Here is a 17,589-nt window from a genome sequence, read left to right on the forward strand (position 1 = left end):
TCCCGCCCGCGTCCGCGCGTTTCCGCAGCTCAGCGGCCGTTTTCGGACGGCCGATAAATCCGACAACCCCTTCTGTCCGTTCCTTCCCCCGGCTTGCTGGTAGGTGGAGGGGCGGTGGTGGGTGACGGTCCGGCCGGCAGGGGCCTTTGCCCTGCGGGGCCGTGATGGTTGGTGAGCGTCCGGCGAACGCCGGACGCCCCCCGGGCCCCGTCGGGCCGGACCGGCGGCGATCCTCCCCGGCCCGGTTGGACTGTCGACGCCGACCGGATCCGGCACCGCCCCCCTCGGCCCGACCGATGCCCCACGGGCGGCCCCTGGCAGCGGCTCCCCGGACCTGACGCACCGTCCGGCCCCGGGAGTGCGGCCCGGCGTCCGTGCGGTCCGGGAACGGCCCTTCCCGGGCCTCTCGATGCGTCCTGATGCAGGTCCTGATGTGGCTCCTGCTGTGACTCCTGATGTGGCTCCTGATGCGAGCACCCCCGCCCCGGGCGCGGGGTGGCATCTGTGCAGCTCAGCGGGCCAACCGAGGTGGGCGGTAATTCCGACAACCCTCTCTCTGCGCGCCCCTGTCCTCCTGGTGGTGGGGGTGGGGTGGTGGTGCGTCGTCGGGTCGGGGTGGCCTGCGGCGCTGGCTGGCGGGCCCTGCCCGGCGGCCTGGCGGCCTTGGTGGTCCCCGGCTGGGCTGCCGGGGACGGCCCGGTGTTCGGCGGGGTGGTGCGTCGTTGAACCCGGGCATCGCCGGCCGCCGGCTCATCGAGACCGCCCTGCGGATAGACCAGCTCGCGCATAGCGAAGCCCCGATCGACCATGTCCTCGCGGACGGTATGGCGGAGATCCTCGCCCCCGCGTCACTGCCGGCGCCGGCGCTCCACCGAGTGCACGCTCACCCGCAGCGCCGCCGCGACGTCCGTGTTCCTGTCCACGTCTCGAAGCGTTCCATGGCCCGCCGCCGAACCCGCTCCCGCGCGACTCTCTCCGCGTCGGTCAAACCGCCGCCCTGCGCATACCTCGCAGCACACCCCCTGCCGGGTGACATCGGAGCGTCCCGGTTCATTTCATCGGCTGATACGACATAGATCACTGTGTTCCGGTGTCACTCACTGGAACGACACTCGCGATCTACCCGAAGGAGCCCCGTTGCGACTGAGCATCTCTCGTAGAGCCCCCATTCACATGGGACTCACCCTCGTTGCTTTTGGCGTCATTACGCCACCCGCTACCGCACAAGCGGCCGCCTCGGACACGGACGTACTCGGCGTGTCGCAGTCGGCTACGGGGCCCCTCAACCCGGCGCTCGGCATGCCCTCCGCCGAGGCAAGCAGAACCGATCGTGCCACCACCCAGGGGCCGATCGTGAACGTGCCCAGCTGCAGCGAAAGCGACCTGCAAGCCGCGATCGGCGCTGTCGCCGCGGTGGGCGGCACGGTCAACCTCAAACCGGGTTGCACCTACACCCTCACTGACGCCGCACCGCCGAACGACGACAACGGACTGCCGGTCATCACAAGCACCGTTACGATCAACGGAAACGGCGACACCATCACCCGAGCGGCAAGCGCGGCCAATTTCCGCTTCTTCCAAGTCAACGGCTCCAACGGGAACCTCACTCTCAACAGCTTGACCCTCAGCAACGGTCACGCGTCCAGCAGCCTCGGCAACGGCCGGGGCGGTGCCATCTGGCTCAGCGGCAGCGGGCCCGAACTGATGCTGAACAACACCATCCTCACCACCAACACCGCCGACACCTTCGGCGGGGCCGTCGACAACGACAACGGCACGTTGACCGTCAACGGGAGCGTGCTCCGCAACAACACCGCGGCGGCCGGCGGGGCCCTTTTCGTCAGCCCGTTCGGAGGTTCCGGCACGGCGTCCGTCAGCACAAGCACGATCATCGGCAACCACGCAAGAACCCTGGCCGGCGGGATCGCCGCCGCGGTCGGCACGACGGTGACGCTATCCAGCAGCGTAGTCTCCGGCAACGACGTCACCGGTAGCAATGCGCTGGGCGGCGGCATCGCGCAAGCCGGCACCATCACGCTGCAGACAAGCACGGTCACCGGCAACACCGCCACTGGTACCAATGCGCAGGGCGGCGGCATCTACAACCTGACCGGCACGGTGCGGCTCACCGACAGCCCGGTCACCGGCAACACCACCAACGGTACGAACTCCCGCGGTGGCGGCATCGTCAACACGGCCTCCGGCAACACGACTCTCACCCGTAGCCCGGTGACCAAGAACCAGGCGCTGGGAACGGGTGCAGACGCCGGCGGCATCTTCAGGGCCAGCGGCACGGTGACACTGAACGTCAGCCCCGTCGTCCTCAACCAGCCCAACAACTGCGGTAACCCCAGCACCGTACCCGGCTGCTCCTAAAGGCTTGCAGAGGAACAACATGTTGCTTCACGGTCTTGGGCTCGTTGATGTGGTAGGCGTATCTCCGAGCCGATCCGTGACCAACTCGCCTTGAAGTTCGAGGTGTTGTTCCCGCACCTGGATGAGCGGCAACGGCGTCTGCTGATGGGCGCTGAAGCCAGGATGCTGGGCCACGGCGGTGTCCGGGCCGTCGCACGGGCGGCTCGGGCCCGCCTGCCCTGATGCACCGACCGGGGACCACGGCGACCCCGGGCAGGACCCGGCCGCGTCAGCCGGATGCCCCTGGGACGAGCCGCCGTCCGTGACCAAGGCGACCACCCCGCGTTGAACGCCGGCAGCAGCAAACCCCCGGGGGCGGCCCGCTCGGAACGGAGGACATCACGGCAGTGATCATCAGAGGTTCGAAAGAACCGCGGGACGTCGTCGTCTCCCCAGACCTGCTGTGGGACCCGGAACTCAGTCCGATGGCGAAGATCGCAATCCTCACCACGGAGTCGTCAGGCGGCACCGACCGGAGCGTCCCCCACGTCCGGGAAGTGCTGCGCCTCGACAACGATGCCTTCGGCGAGGTCATTGATGAACTCGCCCGGGCCCGGATGTTCATGAGAGTCCACCACCGCGGCCAGCCCCAACCGACCCTTCTCATCGCTACTGAACCCATGGATCGGGCCGAGGAGTGCACGCCCTGCGAGGGCTGCGACCTGTGCGGCTGCCCCTACTGGGAGCGGCCGACTGGACTGTGCCGCCGCTGTACCTCGATTCGAACGGCCAGGGCGGCGGCTGAGGGGGACATCCAACGGTGGCGGGCCGATGTGAGGCTGCGGCGCGGGACAGGGTCACTGCGGCGAGCAGCCGGTCAACGCGGTCCGGGGCGCGGCGGCGGACCGGACCGTCGAACCAGGTGGCGATCAGCCCAGCCGGCGCAGCGCCCCGTGCAGCCGACGGGCGTCGCGCAGCCGCTGCTCGTACGTGGCGCCGAGCGCCAGCAGCAGGACCCCGGCCGCGGCCAGCGGCACCCAGCGGGGGAGCAGACCGAGCACCTGCACCACCGTGGGGGCGAGTTCGTGCCCCGCCACCAGCACCAGCACCCCACCGCCCAGCACCAGCGGGCACTGCAGCCGCAGCCGCACCCCCAGCACCGTCACCACCAGCGCCGCGACGCCAAGCAGCAGCGGCCGCAGCCAGTACCCGTCCAGGAACAGCGCCCACAGGCTGGGCAGTAGCCCGACCGCCAGCCCCGGACCGTACACCGGCCAGGAGCCGAGGCCCTCCTCCGCGAACCGCCCGCGCCGCAGATGGCCGAAGACCAGGGCGGCCACCGCCAGGCTCAGGCTGTACGCCTCGGGTGCGTGGACGTCCGCCAGCGCCAACCAGAGCCAGGAGGCCGCGATCAGCAGCGCGACCCCGACCGCCGGGGCGCTGCGCCGCCGGTCCGCCCGCAGGCCGACACCGAGCGCGGCGGCCCCGGTCACCGCCAGCTCGAAGCAGAGCCGCCCCGGCACGTCCGCGCTCAGCAGCAGCACGAGCGCCGCCATGCCGTAGCCCGCGAACTCCACGGCGGCAGGGACGGCCGAGTCCGTACGCGCCGCGAGCCTCGCCGCCACCGGCGCGGTGGCGAGGGCGACCGCGAGCACCGCCAGCAGGTGATCCGGCCGCTCCAGACCCGTCGTGACGGCGACCGCCGCCGCCTCCCCGCCCAGCGCGGCCACCGCCAGCACGGCGGTGACGGCCGGTGCCGGACGCCCCCGGACGGTCAGTGCGACGGCGAGCCCCGCCGCCAGAGCCAGGACGACGATCGTGGATGGGCGGTCGGCGAGCGCCCACAGCAGCGCCAGCGTGCCCGAGAGGATCACGCCGGCGATCAGCGCCGGCCGTACCGGGAGGAACCAACCGCCTACCAGAGCCAGCGCGGTGACGAACCCGACCGCCATCACGGGCGACAGCCCGAACGCCACCGGCAGCAGCGCCAGCGCGAAGGACGCGACGGCCGACAAGGCCGCCTCCGCCCCGGCGGTCGCAGACCCCCTCAGCCCGAGGAGGCGTACCGCCACCCCGGCGGCCACCAGCAGCCACAGCGCGGTGAGCGCGGCGGCCGGGGTCGACTGGCTCCCCTGTACCGCCCGGGTGCCCTCCCAGGCCGCCTGCCAGTGCGCGGCGGGCTCGACCACCCCGGGGAACAGCTGCGCCAGGGAGGCCGCCGAGGTGACGAGCAGCACCGCGCCCGCCACCGTCAGCAGCCCGACCGGGATCACCCGGCCGTCGAGCGGGCGCCGCCGCAGCCGGGCGGCGCCCGCCACCGCGAGCAGCACCGCCGGGACGGCGAAGCCCACCGCGCCCCAGCCGCCCGGGAGCAGCGCGGCGAGCGTCCCGCCGCCCGCGGCCACCGCCGCCGCGCCCGCCGCCTGGGCGGCGATCCGGCGGCCGGTCAGGCCGAGCCCGAGAAAACCGTCCGGACGGGAGACCGCCAGGGCGACCAGCGCCAGCAGCCCCAGCGGCAGCCAGGCGCCGAGCGAGGCACCGACCCGGTCGTCACCCTCCACCGGCGACAGGCCGAGACCGGAATCCAACGAGACCTTCAGCGCGAACGCGCCGGCCAGCAGGGCCCAGGCGAGGCCGAACGCCCCGTAGAGGTTCACCACACCCTTCGGGAGCGGCCGGTCGGGCCGCGCCAGCCGGCCCAGCGCCAGCCGTCCGATCGCGTAGTCCAGGGCCACCGTCGCGGCCATCGCGGCGGCGGACCCCGTCAGGGAACCGAATCCGGCGGCGTGGACGGCCAGCAGGAGGGGCAGCCTGGCGAGCAGATAGCCCGCGAACACCGGCACCCCGATCCGCAGCCCCCACCCGTAAACCGTCGAGCCGACGGAGACCACGGCGGTGACGCCCGCCCAGTAGCCCGCCACGTTGGAGGTTCCCAGCCCGAGGTACTCCAGGCTGAACCCGTCCAGCAGGAGCAGCGCGACGCCGATGCCGGCGAAGGTCTCGGCCGTCGCGAACAGCCGGCGCCAACGCAGCACCAGCGGCGCGGCCAGCGCGGCGGCGGTGAGGCAGAACAGAACGGCGGCCCGGCCGGCGACACCCATCCGGCCCCAGCTGACCACCGTGAACACGAGGGCCGCGATGCTCACCAGCACGCCGCCGAGGACCAGCAGGGCGGTCTGCGCCGAACGCCCGGACACCTCGCCCGTTGCCCCGGTACGTGGGACAGGCTGCGGCCACGCGGGGGCGGGCGACGGCGCGTCCGGCAGGTCGCGCAGCGCCCGCAGCTCGGCGAGCAACTCCTCCCGCAGCCGCAGCAGCGTCACCCGCCTTTTCTCGACGGCGTCGAGCCCCTTCTCCACCTGCCACAGCCGCGCCGCGACCGGCCCGCTCAACGGCAGCCGGCAGGCGGGGCAGCGCGCGGGCCCGGTCGGAGGCAGCCCATCACCGCAGTCGGGGCACCCCAGTGAGGCGGCCGGCGGCTGGTGGGGCGGGGGCGGAGCACTGCTGATCATGTTTAGGAGTCTGACGGAGGCGGCCCGGTCCGCACATGAGTAGACGTACTCACATTCGAACGCCATCGACGTGGCCCGCGCGGATTCCACCCCGGCCCGGGCGGTGACTTGCTGAGGCCATGACAGAACCCGCGGGGGAGGCTGCCGTGTGCCCCGGTCGCCCTGCTCGACGTCGGCCGGCTTGCCTTCGGCGGAAACGTCATCGAGACCGGCACCGACTCCTACCGCCTCGCACCACCCGCGCCCGCCGAGCGGCAGGCCGTCGTCCGAGGATCGCAGCCAGGGGTCATCCCCGGTTCCGGTCGACAGGCGCCGAGGCAGCCCACCTCAAAGGTTCGATTCGCTTGAGCACGAGAGCTGACCGAACACATGGGCCACCCAGCTGTCGAGCTGGATGCCGAACTCCCGAGCTGAAGCGATGCCAGAGGCCGGAAGGGCGCCGGCGTCGTCCGTGCCGACGGCGTAGTCGACATCGGCCCAGCCGCCACGGAACAGCACCACCGACAGCTCAGCCTCCGCCGGGCCCGAGATGAGCACACCAACCGAGTCAGGATGGTTCACCATCGACCTGTCCGTCTCTAGCCGCTGAGGCCATGCCGCCGTTTCATCACGCCAGGTCACCCGACCCACCCTCAGCCCTGCAGCCCGCCACCCCGGCGCCCGATCAGCTACTTCTGCAGCCGCCTCATCGAGATCAATCACTCGTTCCATGGACGGATCATGTCCCGTACCCCGGTGCCCCCGGTGCCCGCGGCCTTGGTCGCTTCGGTCGCTGCCGCCCCCGGTGGCCGAGGTCGTCCCCGGCCACCTCGCCGACGCCCGGACGGCGAACTGGCCATCGCTTGGTCCGCCGGCCTTGTGCTCGCCGCCCGCTGCCTCGCCGCTGCGCCCCGGCTTTCGCTGGGGTGCTGTCGTTCTGGCCCTGGAGCCGATGTTGCGCCTCGATACGGCGCCCTGGGCCGCTCTGCTGGCCTCTCGTCCGGTCGCCGTCGGCGGTGTGGATGGTCGGCCACTGGTTCGACGGCCTTGTGCAGGTGGTGGTCCGGGTTAGAGGTGGTGGTTGGCCGGTCCCGGCAGCGATGGCTGGTCTCCCGCGCCGCGCGCTGGACGGCATTGGATCGACGACCGGGTGCGCGGAAATCCGGTTGACCCGGAGTGAAGGACGGGACCGTGATTTCCAGGGAACGAGCGGTCGATCTGGTCGAGGCCTTGCTGGAGCGGGAGCGGCCGACCGGGGCATGGGCGAGGCTGATCCCGGAGCTGGCCGTCTACCGCATCGCGGACGCGGTCAGGGCCGCCGGCGCCATGCAACACCTGCGCAAGCAGGCCCCGCGGACGAGCCTGCAGGAGACCAAGGCCCACCTGACGATCGTCAGGGACGGAGTGAACCGCCCGAGGAACTGGCGGGCCTGACCCGCAAGCCCGATCCCTGGCCTCCGGGCCCGATCGAGGGTTCTACTCGGTCCGCAGCGCGGTGGCGGTCCGGGAGCGCGCCGCCCAGCCGGCCGGCAGCAGTGCCCCGAGCAGGGCGATCGCGATCCCACCTGCCAGCAGCGGGAGCAGTATCCCGGCGGTGTAGACGTCGGTCACGCTCGACGGCAGGTTCCTGCCGATCGCACTCCCCATCTGGGTCAGCGTCACCTTCTCCACCGCCATCCCGATCGGGACCCCGATCAGCCCGGCGACCAGGCCGGTGAGACTCACCGAGGTCAGCACCATCGCGATGGTCTGCTTGGGCGTCATCCCGAGGGCCTTGAAGATCCCCAGGTCGTGGATCCGTTCCCGGGTGTCCTGCACCACGGTGTTCAGCACGCCGAGCGCGGCGACCGCGATCATCATCAGTGTGAGGGTGGCCACCAGGGCGACCATAGTGAGCACCGTGAGGTTCGCGTACGTGATGTTCGGGGTGGCCTCGGCGTGCAGCGGGGTCAGCGCTGGGGTGGCCGAGGCGGACCAGGCCGGGCCGCTGACGTTGTCGGCCAGCTTGACGTTGAACTGGGTGATGTACGGCGTCAGACCGGCGGCGGTGAACGTGGCCGAATCGGCCATCACGACCCCGCTGCTGCTGGCATCGAAGTCGATGCCGACGATCCGCAGCGGCAGTCGCTTGTTGTCCTGCGTCACGGTGACGGTGTCGCCGACCTGCATCCCGGCCGTCGAGGCCAGGTGGTCGTTGATCACGGCTTCGCCGGGGTTCTGGTACCAACGGCCGTGCAGCAGCCCCAGGTTGGTCCAGGACAGGTCGCCGGTGGTGGTGTCCACAATCGTATGGTCCCCCGTCGGTGCGCCGAACACGGTCGCGCCGCTGTCGCCCCAGCCGAACGCGGCCTTCGTGCCCGGGACCGAAGCGATCGCGGCGGCCACCTTGGTGGAGTCCAAGTGGGGGTTGGCAGGGCCGCCGCCGGGGGAGTGGAGGCCGGCGGGCGTGCCGGCGGGCACCACGAGCATCGACGCGGCCCTGAAACCGGCGGTATCCGTGTCCATGTACTTGGTGAAGGTGGTCTCCAGCCCGATTGCGAAGGTGACGCTGACCGCGCCGAACAGCACCGCGGCGCCGACCAGCGCGGCCCGGGCCGGCTTGGCGAACGGTTGGGCCAGTCCCAACGACATCGGCCGGGGCAGCGGCAGCCTGCTTGCCAGGCGCTGCGCGCCTTGGCCACGCTTGGCCTTCGGGGCACGGCCGACGACCAGGGTCTGCACCGCCGGCATCCGGCCGGCCCGAAGTGCCGGGATGAGCGCGGTGACACCGACGATGACCAAGGTGCCGATCGGCACGACGAGGCTGACCCACACCGGCAGGCTGGCGTCGGCGGCACCCAGATCCTTGCTGGCTTTGCCCAGGACCGGAACGGCCAACAGGTTGCCGAACAGCGTGCCGCCCACCACGCCGATCGCCGCCGGGATCAGGGCTTGCGCGGCGTAGGCGCGGGCCACCTGCCAGGGGGTGAAGCCGAGCGACTTCAGGATCCCGATGCGCCGGATTCCCGAGACCACCGCGCCGCTGACCACGATCGCGATGATCAGCACCGACAGGAACAGACCGAGGACGCCGAAGACGACCAGGAACGGCACGAAGGACTTCGCGCTGCCGACGGCCTGCTTCTCCGCGGCCAGGTAGGACTGTCCGCTCTCGACCGAGTCGGCCGGCGCGGCGGCGGCGATCGCCTGCTTGTCCGTGGCGAGGTCGGCCTCGGTCCCGGACTTGGCGAACCGGTAGAGCATCTGCTCGTCGGTCTTGGCGCCGGCGGCGGTCATCCGCGCGAAGCCGTCGCCGGTGAGGAAGCCGGTCGCGGTGTTGGTCAGCGAGTTCGCCAGGCCGACGACCTTGAACGAGGGCTTGCCCGGCAGCGAGTCGAACACCACGGAACCGCCTGCGCAGTGATGGTCCCATGAGGCCAGGACGATCTCGTTCGCGGTGGTCGGCCACCTACCATCGACCAGGGCCAGATGGTCCAGGCCGGAGGTGCCGGCCAGGTCGGGCCGGGTGGTGGCGATGACCGGCTGGTCGGCGCGACCGGCCATCGGCATGCCCGGGGCGATGTTCGCGGTGCAGTCCGTACCGAAGCTCGTGTTCAGGGCTGAGGTGACCGGGTACGGCCCGGACGCCTCGGTGACGCCGGCGGCGTGCGCGGTGGCGGCGGCCTGCGCGGCAGTGGCCTTCGAGCCGTCGAACTGGACCGACAGATGCGCGCCGTTGCGGGCCTTGAAGGCGTTCTCGAACGGAGTCTGCACGGCGGCCAGCAGACCGAGCGAGAGCACCGAGGAGGTGACGGCCGCGAACGTCGTCAGGGCCATCACGAGGGACTGCACACGACGCCGGCCGACGCCGGAGCGCACGACCTTGCCCAGGGCGCTCATCGGCCCGCCGCCGGCAGCAGACGGGCCACGGCCCGGAAGGAAACCGCGTACAGGCGCTGGGACGGCAGCGCTGGGAGCCGCGTCATCGGACCGCTCCCGTCGAGCTGTTGGAGGTGGCGCCGCCGGCCGTGTTGACCACGTCCCGGGCCACGGCACCGTCCACCAGCTCGATCGTGCGTCGCGCGGTGTTCGCGGCCAGTTGGATGTCGTGGGTCACCAGCAGGATGGTCTGGCCGTCGGCGTTCAGCTCCAGCAGCAGCCGGCGCACGTCCTCGGCCGAGCGCGAGTCCAGCGCGCCGGTCGGCTCATCGGCCAGCAGCAGCGCCGGGTCGTTCATCAGGGCCCTGGCCACCGCAACCCGCTGCCGTTGCCCGCCGGACAGCCGCTGCGGGTAGGCCTTGGCGTGCCGGTCGATGCCCAGCGAGCCGAGCAGGTCGACGGCCCGCCGCTTCGCTTCGCCCTTGCCCATCCCGGCCAGCTGTGCCGGAACCATGACGTTGTCCAACACGGTCAGGTCGTCCAGCAGGTTGAAGAACTGGAAGACCATGCCGATGGAGGCCCGGCGGTACTTCGCCGAATCGGCCTCGCCGAGCTGGTCGACGCGGATGCCGTCGACGGTCACGGTGCCGCTGGAAGGCTTGTCCAGACCCGCGATCAGGTTCAGCAGCGTGGACTTGCCGCTGCCGGAGTGGCCGAGGATCGCCACGCACTCACCATCCGCCACGGACAAGGTCACCCCGGCCAGCGCGGGCGGGCCGTCGTCGTACTTCTTCGTCGCGTCGTGAAGCTCGATCATCGGTGCGTTCGTCATGGCCACGAACCTAGGAACGGACCGTGATCCACCGCGTCGGCCGACGGATGTCACCTCTCTCCCCGGCCGTCGGCCCGGGGGTGTACCCCGCGTACATCCCCGGGGCGACGCGCAGAGCCGATGCCAGTCCATACGATCTCCGCATGGAAGAGCTGCTCCAGCGTTTCTCGACATCGAAACCCGTGACCTGGCTGACGGCGCAGGCCGTGGTGCTGGCCGCCGCCTGCTTCTACGCGCTGATGCTCTTCTGGACGATGCCGCTCGGTCCGATCCCGCACCACGGCGGCCCGTTCCTGCTCCCCGACCTCAGGCCCGACCAGAGGATCGGTCTCTGCCTCGTGCTCGCCCTTCCGATCCTGCTGGTGCGCCGTCTACCCGCGGCGGTCTTCGCGGCGGTCCTGGGCGAAGAAGCCCTCGGCGACCTCATCGGCGCGCGGCCCTGGATCGTGCTCCCCCTGCTCCCGGTCCTGGGTGGGTACCTCGCCGCCCGGCGGCCGAAGGCTGCCGCCGTCGCCTCCGTCGCGGCCGTCGCGACCGCGTTCGTCGAACGCACCCTCGTCCACCCCGGGGAATCCGTCGGCGAGGCGGCCCGGGGGGCCGGGCAGCTCGCGTTCGTGTTCGCGGTCGCATGGGTCTTCGGCGGGGTGTACCGCAAACGCCGTGAATACCTCGACGCCCTGCGCGAGCAGACCGAGGCCCGCGCCGTCATGGCCGAGCGGCTGCGGATCGCCCGCGAGCTGCACGACAGCGTCGCGCACAGCATCGGGATCATCACGGTGCTGTCGGGAGCGGCGGCGCGGGTCGTGGAGACCAAGCCCGAGCAGACGCGGCAGGCGCTGACCGGCATCGAGACCACCAGCCGGGAGACGCTGCTCGGGCTGCAGCGCATGCTCGGGGCGCTGCGCCGCGCCGAGCCGGACGACGCCATGCCGCGGGCCGCTCCGCTGGCGCCGGGCGGCAGCCTGGCCGATATCCCGCGGCTCGCCGAACGCACGGCCGACGCCGGGGTGCGGGTCCACGTGACCTGGCGGGGCGAGCAGCGTCCGCTGCCGCCGGAGATCGAGCTGTCGGCGTTCCGGATCGTCCAGGAGTCGGTGACGAACGTGGTGCGGCATTCCGGTGCGCGGACGTGCCGGGTCGCGGTCGGTTACGAGCCGACCGGAGTGACGATCGAGGTGGTGGACGACGGGGACGACGGTCCAGGCGGGCCGAGCCGGGCGAGGCTCTCGGCGGCGGCCGGCGGGAGCGGCTTCGGCCTGCTCGGCATGCGCGAGCGGGTGTCGCTACTGTCCGGCCAGTTCAGCGCGAGCCGGCGTCCGGAGGGCGGGTTCCGGGTGACGGCGAGGCTCCCGGCATGAGCGTGCGGGTGCTGCTGGTCGACGACCAGCCGCTGATGCTGGTCGGGCTCGGGATCCTGATCGGCGACACCGACGACCTGGAGGTGGTCGGCGAGGCCGGCGACGGCCGCGAGGCGGTGCGCCTGGTGCGTGAGCTGCGGCCGGACGTCGTGGTGATGGACATCCGGATGCCGGGCATGGACGGGATCGAGGCGACCCGTCAGGCGACCGCCGAGCCGGACCCGCCCAAGGTGCTGGTGCTGACGACCTTCGACGACGACGAGTACGTCTACGGCGCACTGCGCGCCGGGGCCAGCGGATTCCTGCTCAAGAGCATGGCCCTGGACGCGATCCTGGACGCGATCCGCGTGGTAGCGGCCGGCGACGCGTTGATCGCGCCGAGCGTGACCCGACGGCTGATCGCGGACTTCGCCGGAACCTCCGCCCCCGCGGCCCCCGAACCGGACGCCGAGCCCGCCGCGGACTCAAGTCTCATCGCGGGGATCACCGACCGGGAGCGCGAGGTGCTGGCACTGGTCGGACAGGGACTGTCGAACGCTGAGATAGCCGAGCGGTTGGTGATCAGCGCAGCGACCGCGAAGACACATGTCGCGCGTCTGTTCGCCAAGCTCGGAGCTCGGGACCGCGTCCACCTGGCGATCATCGCCTTCGAGACCGGACTCGTGCCGCGTAGACGGTAGGGCAGGGGGAGAGGGACGATCGAGACTGCGAGTTCGTCGCGTTCCAGACACGCCAGCACACCCACCTGGGTGAAGTGCTGCGGGGCGGACAACGGACAAAACTGAGAGACCCCCATGACTTCACCGCCCGTCCGCGTTGCCGGCTGCCTGAGATCGCAGATTGGGTCACGTGGTACAGCGGGCTGGAAGCATTCGTCGACCCGGCGGAGGACCGGGCGTACTGGACCACCCGTGGGCCGGTGCTCGTGACCAGCACCAACCACGCCGGTGACTGGGGCGCCACCCTCGCCACCGCCAGCCGTGCGATCGGCCTCGACCGCGCGGGCGTTCTCGTCGCGGCCTGATCCCCAGCACAGTGAAGGGCCCGTCTCTCCCCGGTGTCGAAGCCGGAGGGAGACGGGCCCTTCTGCGCTTTCGGGGGAGGTCAGAATTTCTTACCTCCCGAATGCCGTCGACCTGCGAAACCGAGCTGCGCGCCAGCCGCTCGCAGGGCACCGCGCACACCACCGCGGCCAAGTCGGCCGAGGGCGAGGCCGCCGAGGCCGGGGGAGAGGGGGAAATGCAGCCGGCCCCCATCGAGTCGCCGATCGAGTGGCTGAAGATCAATGCCCGGCACCACGCGGCGCAGATTCTGCAGACCGTGAAGCTGCGGGCGTTCAACCCGCGTGCGGTCGAGTGGCAGCGGATGCACGCCGTTGCCGCCGCGTTCCATCACCAGCACGGCCACCTGGCGATCCCCGCCACCGAGAAGCTGGACGACTACGCGGTCGGCGCGTGGATGCGCCGCCAGCGGCGGTGGAGGTCGGCCGGTCGGTCCGGTTCGGGGTTCGCGTAGCGGCACCACCGACGGCCCCTGACGGGGCACCACCGCTCCCTGACGTGCTGTCCGGCCCGGGAACGCGGGGTGGCCTCGCGCGGCCCGGGAGCGGCCCGTGCCGGGCCTCCTGGCCACGGGGTGCCCGTGGCCTGATGGGCACAACTCAGCCTGGTCGGATGCCCTGCCCGTCGGCAGCTGCGCCAAGGATGGTGAAGCCGCCCATGACGGCGTATGTGTCGTCGCGGACGGCCCGGACTCCGGGGTGAAGGCCACCTGCGGTGCCCCGGTCAGTGCGGGCCGGGCCACAGCGCGGAGGCGTCGTCGCGGTGCTCGTCCGGCAGCCGGACCGGCCTGACGGGCACCGTGTGCGTCGCGCCGCCGCAGGTGACGGTCCACCGGCAGCTGCTGCCGGTGTAGCTCAGGGCGACCAGCACGAAGGCGTCGTCCGCGTAGAGTTCGACGTACTCACCGACCGTCAGGATGCGCAACCGCCTCGGTTCGTCGGGAAGTTCGGTGGACGCGAGGACCGCGTCACCAGGCCCCTGGACCCCGAGCCGGCCGTCCGCCCACCGGACGGTCAGCGCCGGGGCGCCGTCAACGCCCGTCCGCAGCACGACCTCGGTCGGCCCGGCGACCGCCACGTCCCCCACCGCGTGCAGCACCGCCTGCTCACCCGGCTCCTCCAGCCAGCTGTCCAGTCCGGGCCACCATGTCAACCGCGGCGCCCCGTCGTCCGCCCGGGTCAGGGCTTTCGGCTGGGCGAGCATGCCCCGGCAGGCGGCGCCGGAGTCCTGGAGCCCGACCCGGCGAGGCACAGTGTGCAGCACGACCCGGGCGCCGTCCGGCGCTGTGACGACCCGGGGCGCGTACGCCAAGGGCGGCCCGAGCGGACCGCGTCGTACCCACGGGCCGTCCAGGTGCGGCGCGGTCCAGGCTTCGATGTGGCGGGTGGCGCCGATGGAGCCGAGCAGCAGCCAGCCATCTTCCAGCCGTTCCAGGACCGGGCACTCCAACTCGTCGACGTCACCGGGCGACAGCAGGGGCGGGTGCACCTGCCAGTGTTCGAGGTCGTCGGAGGTGGCCAGTCCGACGCAGCCGCCGCGTTCGAACGGCAGGGCGGCGTCGCTGGCACAGACCACCATGACCCAGCCGGTGCCGTCGTCGTCGCGCACCACGAACGGGTCGCGCCAGGCCATGCCTTCGCCGGTCCGGTACCAGCGCGGATCGGCACGGACCACCGGTTCGGTGCCGTGCCGCCGCCAGCCGGTGCCGTCCGCCCGGTCCGAACGCGCCAGGCCGACCGACTGCAACGGGCCGCCGGAGGGCAGGGTAGTCACGCCGGTGTAGAACATGGCCGTGCCGTTCCCGTGCGGGATCGGGTGCATGGTCCACACCGCGTGCTCGTCGAAGCGGCCGGGCAGCCCCACTCCGAAGGCGCCGCCCTGCGGCCGCCAGTGCACGAGGTCGGGGGAGGTGGCCCTGCCGTAGGAGGTCTCCGCCTTGATGGCGTCGAACGGGTCCGTCCACGGCCCCTGCAGGTGGAGGACGGTGTAGCCATCGTCCCCGGGGAGGACCGCGAAGTCGTTGAGGCATAGGCCGGGAGGTGCGTAGCGCAAGGACAGCTCCTGTCGTGCCGGCGGAACAAACGTGTGCGTCAGGGCGTGCTCCGTCTCCCCGCCCCTGGCGAAGTCGCCTTAGTACAACGGAACGCAAACGCTTGCGCAAGTGCGTTGGGCGGCTTACGGTTCGGTGACCCGGTCCCGGTCGACAGCCGAGAGGAGCCGCAACGTGGCGGCCAGCATTATCGATGTGGCGCAGGCGGTTGGCGTCTCCCCCTCTACCGTCTCCCGCGCGCTGCGCGGACGGGACGGGGTATCCGACGAACTGCGCGTCAGGATCATTGCTGTGGCTGCGGACCTCGGCTACACGGCCTCGCGCAACGCATCGAGCCTGGCCAGCGGCCGTACGTGCAGCATCGGCGTCCTGGCGCCGTACGTCGGCCGGTGGTTCTTCGGCACCGTCGTGGACGCCGCCGAGCGGGTGTTCAGCGCCGCCGGGTATGACCTGCTGCTGTACAACCTCGGCTCAGTGGACAGCCGCAAGCGGTTCTTCGCCGAGCTGCCCGTCCGCAAGCGGGTGGACGCGATTCTCTCGCTGCTCATCCCGACCGAGGACGAGGCCGAGCGCCTTCGGTCCCTCGGTATCCCGCTGGCGATCACCGTCGGTGGCCCTCGACCGGGCTTCACCACCGTGGGCATCGACGACCGGGCCGGCGCCGAACTCGCCACCCGCCATCTCGTCAACCTCGGCCACCGCCGAATCGGTCGGATCGGCACCCAGCCCTCCGCTCCGCTGTACTGGACCACCCCCGACCTGCGCCGCCGCGGATACCTCGACGTGCTCGTCGACGCAGGCATCCCGCACGACCCGGACCTGGAGGCGGACGGGGAGTACACCGTCGAGGGCGGCGAACGCGCCATGACCCGGCTCCTCACCGCCGTTCGGCCGCCGACCGCCGTGTTCGCTGAATCCGACGAGATGGCCATGGGCGCGCTGCGCGCCCTGCGGGCGCACCGGCTGCGCGTCCCGGAGGACATCGCCATCGTCGGCTTTGACGACCACGAACTCGCCGACGTAGTCGGGCTGACTACCGTCGCCCAGCCCGTCGCTGAGCACGGCACCCAGGCCGCCAGCCTCCTGCTCCGCCTCCTGCGGGACGACACCGACGTCCCGGATCACGTCGAACTGCCCACCCACCTGATCGTCCGCAACTCCACGGCTCCCCACCGCGGTTCCCTTCACGGAGGCATCGAATGACCGACAGACGCCACATCCGTCTGGGCCTGCTACTCGCCCTACCAGCCGTCTTCCTGACCGCCTGTGGCGGCACGGGCAGCACGGCCACCACCTCGGCCGGCGACGGCACCGGCACCATCACCATCTGGGCGCACCAGGGCCAGGACAGCGAGAACACCGTGCTGCAGAACGCGGTCAACTCCTTCAACGGCTCACAGAGCGCCATCAAGGCCACGCTTAAGTTCGTCCCGGAGAAGGACTACACCAAGACGCTGACCGCCACCAGCGCCTCTGCCCTCCCGGACATCGTGGAGTTCGACGGTCCGATGATGTCGAGCTTCGTCTACAACAAGAAGCTCAGCCCCATCTCCGACTACGTTTTGCCCGCGACCGTCGCCAACGCCACCGCCGCCGTCAAGGCCCAGGGAACCCTGGATGGGAAGCTCTACGGCCTTGGCATGTACGACTCCGGCCTCGGCATCTACGCCAACAAGAAGCTGCTGGACGCGGCCGGGGTCAAGTACCCCACCAGCGTGCTCGATGACTGGACCGCCGCCGACTTCACCGCCGCGGTGCAGAAACTCGCGGCCGCCAATCCCAGCCACAAAGCGCTCGACCTCAAGGAGGACTACGGCCTGGCCACCGAGTGGGGCACCTACGGCATGTCCCCGATCGTCTGGTCCGCCGGTGGTGCCCTGGTCAAGCAGGGCAAGGCGGCCGGCGCCATCGACAGCCCGGCCGTGGTGGACGCCTTCCGGACCTTCCAGTCCTGGAAGCCGTACGTGGACGCCGACACCGACGGAAACGCCTTTGTCAACGGCCGCGTCGCGCTCAGCTGGGTCGGCCACTGGGCCTACCCCGCTTACAGCAAGGCCCTCGGCTCCGACCTGACGGTGCTGCCGCTCCCGGACTTCGGCAATGGCGCCAAGACCGGCCAGGGCTCCTGGGCCTGGGGCATCAGCTCCGGCTCCCAGCACGCCAAGGCGGCCGGCAAGTTTCTGGACTACCTGCTCGGCGACACCAACGTCACCGCCATGACCACCGCCGACGGCGCCGTCCCCGCCACCAAAACCGCGCTGGCGGCCAGCCCGCTGTACCGGACCGGCGGCCCGCTCCACCTGTTCGCCCAGGAACTCGCCGAACCCTGCGGTGACACCGACATCACCAAGTCCTGCGTCGCCGTCACCCGGCCCCTCACCGCCGGATACCCGGTCATCACCGCCCAGTTCAGCCAGGCGCTGAACGACATCTACGGCGGCGCCGACCCGCAGACCTCGCTCGCCAAGGCCGCCCGGGCGATCGATCAGGACTTCTCCGACAACGATGGATACTCGCTCACCAAGTGACCGCGGCCAGGTGGCCGGCCGGCCGCGCTCGCCGGCCCGTCGGCCACCCGCCGGGA

The 17,589-nt window shown here is 71.5% G+C and carries 14 protein-coding genes and 2 pseudogenes; 9 read left to right on the forward strand and 7 right to left on the reverse strand.

Annotated features, from left to right (window positions below; translation table 11 throughout):
- Window positions 1-591 precede the first annotated feature (591 nt).
- A complete protein-coding gene (locus O1G21_RS38920; RefSeq protein ID WP_270150521.1) occupies window positions 592-726 on the forward strand; it encodes a hypothetical protein in 135 nt (44 codons plus the stop codon).
- A 125-nt stretch (window positions 727-851) separates the two neighbouring features.
- Here the strand turns inward: O1G21_RS38920 and O1G21_RS42000 are convergent.
- Window positions 852-1,036, reverse strand: a pseudogene (locus O1G21_RS42000) (hypothetical protein); the annotation flags it as partial.
- A gap of 137 nt (window positions 1,037-1,173) precedes the next feature.
- Between O1G21_RS42000 and O1G21_RS38925 the strand changes: the two are divergent.
- Window positions 1,174-2,376 carry a hypothetical protein gene (locus O1G21_RS38925; RefSeq protein ID WP_270150522.1) on the forward strand — a complete coding sequence of 401 codons (1,203 nt, stop codon included), beginning with the start codon at window positions 1,174-1,176 and terminating at the stop codon, window positions 2,374-2,376.
- Between the two features lie 497 nt (window positions 2,377-2,873).
- Here the strand turns inward: O1G21_RS38925 and O1G21_RS38935 are convergent, their stop codons facing one another.
- The gene (locus tag O1G21_RS38935) at window positions 2,874-3,008 is read right to left on the reverse strand and encodes a hypothetical protein (protein ID WP_270150524.1); all 135 of its coding nucleotides are present in this window, start codon (window positions 3,006-3,008) and stop codon (window positions 2,874-2,876) included.
- Between the two features lie 276 nt (window positions 3,009-3,284).
- A complete protein-coding gene (locus O1G21_RS38940) occupies window positions 3,285-5,867 on the reverse strand; it encodes an SCO7613 C-terminal domain-containing membrane protein (protein ID WP_270150525.1) in 2,583 nt (860 codons plus the stop codon).
- A gap of 171 nt (window positions 5,868-6,038) precedes the next feature.
- Between O1G21_RS38940 and O1G21_RS42005 the strand changes: the two are divergent.
- Window positions 6,039-6,128, forward strand: a pseudogene (locus O1G21_RS42005) (IS21-like element helper ATPase IstB); the annotation flags it as partial.
- Between the two features lie 66 nt (window positions 6,129-6,194).
- Here the strand turns inward: O1G21_RS42005 and O1G21_RS38945 are convergent.
- A complete protein-coding gene (locus O1G21_RS38945; protein ID WP_270150527.1) occupies window positions 6,195-6,578 on the reverse strand; it encodes a hypothetical protein in 384 nt (127 codons plus the stop codon).
- A gap of 459 nt (window positions 6,579-7,037) precedes the next feature.
- Between O1G21_RS38945 and O1G21_RS38950 the strand changes: the two genes are divergently transcribed.
- Window positions 7,038-7,280, forward strand: a complete 243-nt coding sequence (locus O1G21_RS38950; RefSeq protein ID WP_270150528.1) for a hypothetical protein — start codon at window positions 7,038-7,040, stop codon at window positions 7,278-7,280.
- A 42-nt stretch (window positions 7,281-7,322) separates the two neighbouring features.
- Here O1G21_RS38950 and O1G21_RS38955 read toward each other — a convergent pair whose 3' ends face one another.
- Together O1G21_RS38955 and O1G21_RS38960 are read right to left on the reverse strand one after the other, a co-directional pair.
- On the reverse strand, window positions 7,323-9,662 hold the full coding sequence (locus O1G21_RS38955; protein ID WP_270150529.1) for an ABC transporter permease: 2,340 nt from the start codon (window positions 9,660-9,662) through the stop codon (window positions 7,323-7,325).
- Window positions 9,663-9,807: 145 nt separating this feature from the next.
- Complete coding sequence (locus tag O1G21_RS38960) at window positions 9,808-10,536, reverse strand: ABC transporter ATP-binding protein (protein WP_270150531.1); 729 nt, start codon at window positions 10,534-10,536, stop codon at window positions 9,808-9,810.
- A gap of 143 nt (window positions 10,537-10,679) precedes the next feature.
- On the opposite strand from O1G21_RS38960, the gene O1G21_RS38965 reads away from it, so the two are divergent.
- The 3 genes from O1G21_RS38965 (at window position 10,680) to O1G21_RS38975 (ending at window position 13,409) form a co-directional block, all read left to right on the forward strand.
- A complete protein-coding gene (locus O1G21_RS38965; RefSeq protein ID WP_270150532.1) occupies window positions 10,680-11,894 on the forward strand; it encodes a sensor histidine kinase in 1,215 nt (404 codons plus the stop codon).
- On the forward strand, window positions 11,891-12,574 hold the full coding sequence (locus O1G21_RS38970) for a response regulator (protein ID WP_270150534.1): 684 nt from the start codon (window positions 11,891-11,893) through the stop codon (window positions 12,572-12,574). The genes O1G21_RS38965 and O1G21_RS38970 overlap by 4 nt, the downstream gene beginning before the upstream one ends.
- A gap of 445 nt (window positions 12,575-13,019) precedes the next feature.
- Window positions 13,020-13,409, forward strand: coding sequence for a helicase associated domain-containing protein (locus tag O1G21_RS38975; RefSeq protein ID WP_270150535.1), 390 nt, complete (start codon window positions 13,020-13,022; stop codon window positions 13,407-13,409).
- Window positions 13,410-13,678: 269 nt separating this feature from the next.
- Here the strand turns inward: O1G21_RS38975 and O1G21_RS38980 are convergent, their stop codons facing one another.
- Window positions 13,679-15,007, reverse strand: coding sequence for a glycoside hydrolase family protein (locus O1G21_RS38980; protein ID WP_270150536.1), 1,329 nt, complete (start codon window positions 15,005-15,007; stop codon window positions 13,679-13,681).
- Window positions 15,008-15,179: 172 nt separating this feature from the next.
- On the opposite strand from O1G21_RS38980, the gene O1G21_RS38985 reads away from it, so the two are divergent.
- Both O1G21_RS38985 and O1G21_RS38990 read left to right on the forward strand, forming a co-directional pair.
- On the forward strand, window positions 15,180-16,208 hold the full coding sequence (locus O1G21_RS38985; RefSeq protein ID WP_270150537.1) for a LacI family DNA-binding transcriptional regulator: 1,029 nt from the start codon (window positions 15,180-15,182) through the stop codon (window positions 16,206-16,208).
- Window positions 16,205-17,533 (forward strand): ABC transporter substrate-binding protein, encoded by a 1,329-nt coding sequence (locus O1G21_RS38990; RefSeq protein WP_270150539.1) that lies wholly within the window; start codon window positions 16,205-16,207, stop codon window positions 17,531-17,533. Before O1G21_RS38985 ends, O1G21_RS38990 begins: the two co-directional genes overlap by 4 nt.
- Window positions 17,534-17,589 lie beyond the last annotated feature (56 nt).

Source organism: Kitasatospora cathayae (genome assembly GCF_027627435.1).
In the GTDB taxonomy this organism is placed as follows: domain Bacteria; phylum Actinomycetota; class Actinomycetes; order Streptomycetales; family Streptomycetaceae; genus Kitasatospora; species Kitasatospora cathayae.